2 protein-coding genes and 1 riboswitch are annotated in these 2,675 nt (G+C 68.4%); both genes read left to right on the top strand.

Annotated elements, in window-relative coordinates; translation table 11 throughout:
* Positions 1–285: 285 nt before the first annotated feature.
* Entirely contained in the window at positions 286–753 is a 468-nt protein-coding gene (locus QH283_RS16445; RefSeq protein WP_280503864.1) for a VOC family protein, read from the top strand.
* 81 nt (positions 754–834) lie between these two features.
* Positions 835–962: riboswitch (TPP riboswitch) on the top strand.
* Positions 954–2,597, top strand: a complete 1,644-nt coding sequence (thiC, locus tag QH283_RS16440; protein ID WP_280503863.1) for a phosphomethylpyrimidine synthase ThiC — start codon at positions 954–956, stop codon at positions 2,595–2,597. It overlaps the preceding riboswitch by 9 nt.
* Positions 2,598–2,675: the final 78 nt, after the last annotated feature.

The following is a 2,675-nucleotide window of genomic DNA, read 5'->3' as shown; positions in this document are numbered from 1 at the left end:
ATCTGCTCTCGGGTGGTCCGCGAGAACCCCTGCTCGGAAAGAACTTCCGTGGCGGCGTCGAGAAACGCTCGACGGCTCTGGTCTGTCGCAGGGCACCCTGGCCCCGCGTCGGCGTCGTCGCGGGTCACGACATCCGACTGTAGTGGCCGATGAATTCCGGGGCCGGGCGACGTCTACCCATCGGAGGGTCCGAGCGCCCGCCCGGCCCCGGCAGACAACCCGAACGAGCCACCCGAATGAGCCACCCCGAACGAGCCACCCGAACAGCGCAGAGGAGAACCCGCCATGCAGAAGATCGTCACCAACCTCTGGTACGACGGCGACGCCGAGGAGGCCGCGAACTTCTACTGTTCGCTGCTGCCCGACTCCCGCATCACCGACGTCACCCGCTTCACCGAGTCCGGCATGGGCACGCCGGGCGCGGTCATGACGGTCGACTTCGAACTCGCCGGCCAGCGCTTCACCGCCATCAACGGCGGCGGCGAGTTCCACTACACCCACGCCATGTCCCTGCTGGTCAACTGCGAGGACCAGGCCGAGGTCGACCGGCTGTGGGAGGCACTGCTCGACGGCGGCAAGGAGATCGAGTGCGGCTGGCTCGCCGACCGTTACGGCGTGCACTGGCAGATCTGGCCCGCCGCCGCCGACGCCCTCATGACCGGCGACCCGGCTGCCGTCGACCGCGCCACCAAGGCCATGCTCGGCATGAAGAAGATCGACCTGAAGGCCATGCAGGACGCCTATAACGGCTGATCATCCGGCTCGAGTGTTCCTTCCGAGTGGAAACGCCCGTTCTCCGGGCGGTCCCGAACCACAACTGAATGACCACACAACTGAATGACCAACGGGGGCTCGCACCAGCGGGCTGAGAGGACGGCTAGCCCACTTCCGGGCGGTCAGGGCCGTCGACCGTATGAACCTGACCGGGTAATGCCGGCGTAGGGAGGAACATCATGGCATCGGCCGATCGCGCGAACGCGCCCGTCGACACCGTAACCACCGGGCCGATCGAAGGCAGCGTCAAGCACTACCTGGAGGTCGACGACCTCCGCATCCCGGTGCGGCGCATCGAGTTGACCAACGGCGAGACCTTCGACGTCTACGACACCTCGGGCCCGTACACCGACGACTCCGCCGTCATCGATCTGGAAGCGGGCCTGCCGAAGCTGCGCGAGGGCTGGCGCAATCCCGCCGTTGCGGGTCCGCGCACCCAGCTGGCCTGGGCGCGCGCGGGCATCGTCACCGACGAGATGCGCTTCGTCGCCGCCCGCGAGGGCGTCGATCCCGAACTCGTGCGCAGCGAGGTCGCCGCGGGCCGCGCGGTGATCCCCGCCAACCACAACCATCCCGAACTCGAGCCGACCATCATCGGCAAGAAGTTCCTGGTGAAGATCAACGCCAATATCGGCAACTCGGCGGTCTCGTCCTCGATCGCCGAGGAGGTGGAGAAGATGGTGTGGGCCACCCGCTGGGGCGCCGACACCATCATGGACCTGTCCACCGGCAGGAACATCCACGAGACCCGCGAGTGGATTCTGCGCAACTCCCCGGTCCCGGTCGGCACCGTGCCGATCTACCAGGCGCTGGAGAAGGTGAACGGTGATCCGGCCGCGCTCACCTGGGAGATCTACCGCGACACCGTGATCGAGCAGGCCGAGCAGGGTGTGGACTACATGACCGTGCACGCCGGCGTGCTGCTGCGCTACGTGCCGCTCACCGCCGGACGCGTCACCGGCATCGTCTCGCGCGGCGGCTCCATCATGGCCGCCTGGTGCCTGGCCCATCACCGGGAGTCGTTCCTGTACACGCACTTCGAGGAACTCTGCGAGATCCTGGCCCGCTACGACGTCACCTTCTCCCTCGGCGACGGCCTGCGCCCCGGCTCCATCGCCGACGCCAACGACGAGGCCCAGTTCGCCGAACTGCGCACCCTCGGCGAGCTGACGAAGATCGCGAAATCCCATGGCGTGCAGGTGATGATCGAGGGCCCCGGCCACGTGCCCATGCACAAGATCGTGGAGAACGTGCGCCTGGAGGAAGAACTCTGCGAGGAGGCGCCCTTCTACACCCTCGGCCCGCTGGCCACCGACATCGCGCCCGGCTACGACCACATCACCTCGGCCATCGGCGCCTCGATCATCGCCCAGGCAGGCACCGCCATGCTCTGCTACGTCACCCCCAAGGAGCATCTGGGCCTGCCGAACCGCGACGACGTGAAGACCGGCGTCATCACCTACAAGATCGCCGCCCACGCCGCCGATCTCGCCAAGGGCCACCCGCACGCCCAGCAGCGTGACGACGCACTGTCCAAGGCGCGCTTCGAATTCCGCTGGCGCGACCAGTTCGCCCTCTCGCTCGACCCCGACACCGCCCGCGAGTACCACGACGAGACCATGCCCGCCGAGCCCGCCAAGACCGCCCACTTCTGCTCCATGTGCGGCCCGAAGTTCTGCTCGATGCGCATCTCCGCCGACGTCCGCGAGTACGCCGAGGCCAACAACCTCACCGATGTCGCCGCCATCGAGGCGGGCATGGCCGAGAAGTCCACCGAGTTCGCCCAGGCGGGCGGCAAGGTGTACCTCCCGGTCGTCTCCTGACCGACCAACCGGGTCCCCGCCCGGGGGGGGGGGGGGGGGGGGGGGGGGGGGGGGGGGCGGGGGCGCCGGGCCCCCCCC

Source organism: Nocardia farcinica (assembly GCF_029867845.1).
Classification (GTDB): domain Bacteria; phylum Actinomycetota; class Actinomycetes; order Mycobacteriales; family Mycobacteriaceae; genus Nocardia; species Nocardia farcinica_A.
Note: the sequence above shows the minus strand (reverse complement) of the source record. Positions and strands in the feature narration are given on the sequence as shown.

Excerpts from the sequence above, each read along its gene's own strand:
- QH283_RS16445 (WP_280503864.1), top strand. The coding sequence starts at position 286 with ATGCAGAAGATCGTCACCAACCTCTGGTACGACGGCGACGCCGAGGAG.
- thiC (WP_280503863.1), top strand. The coding sequence starts at position 954 with ATGGCATCGGCCGATCGCGCGAACGCGCCCGTCGACACCGTAACCACC.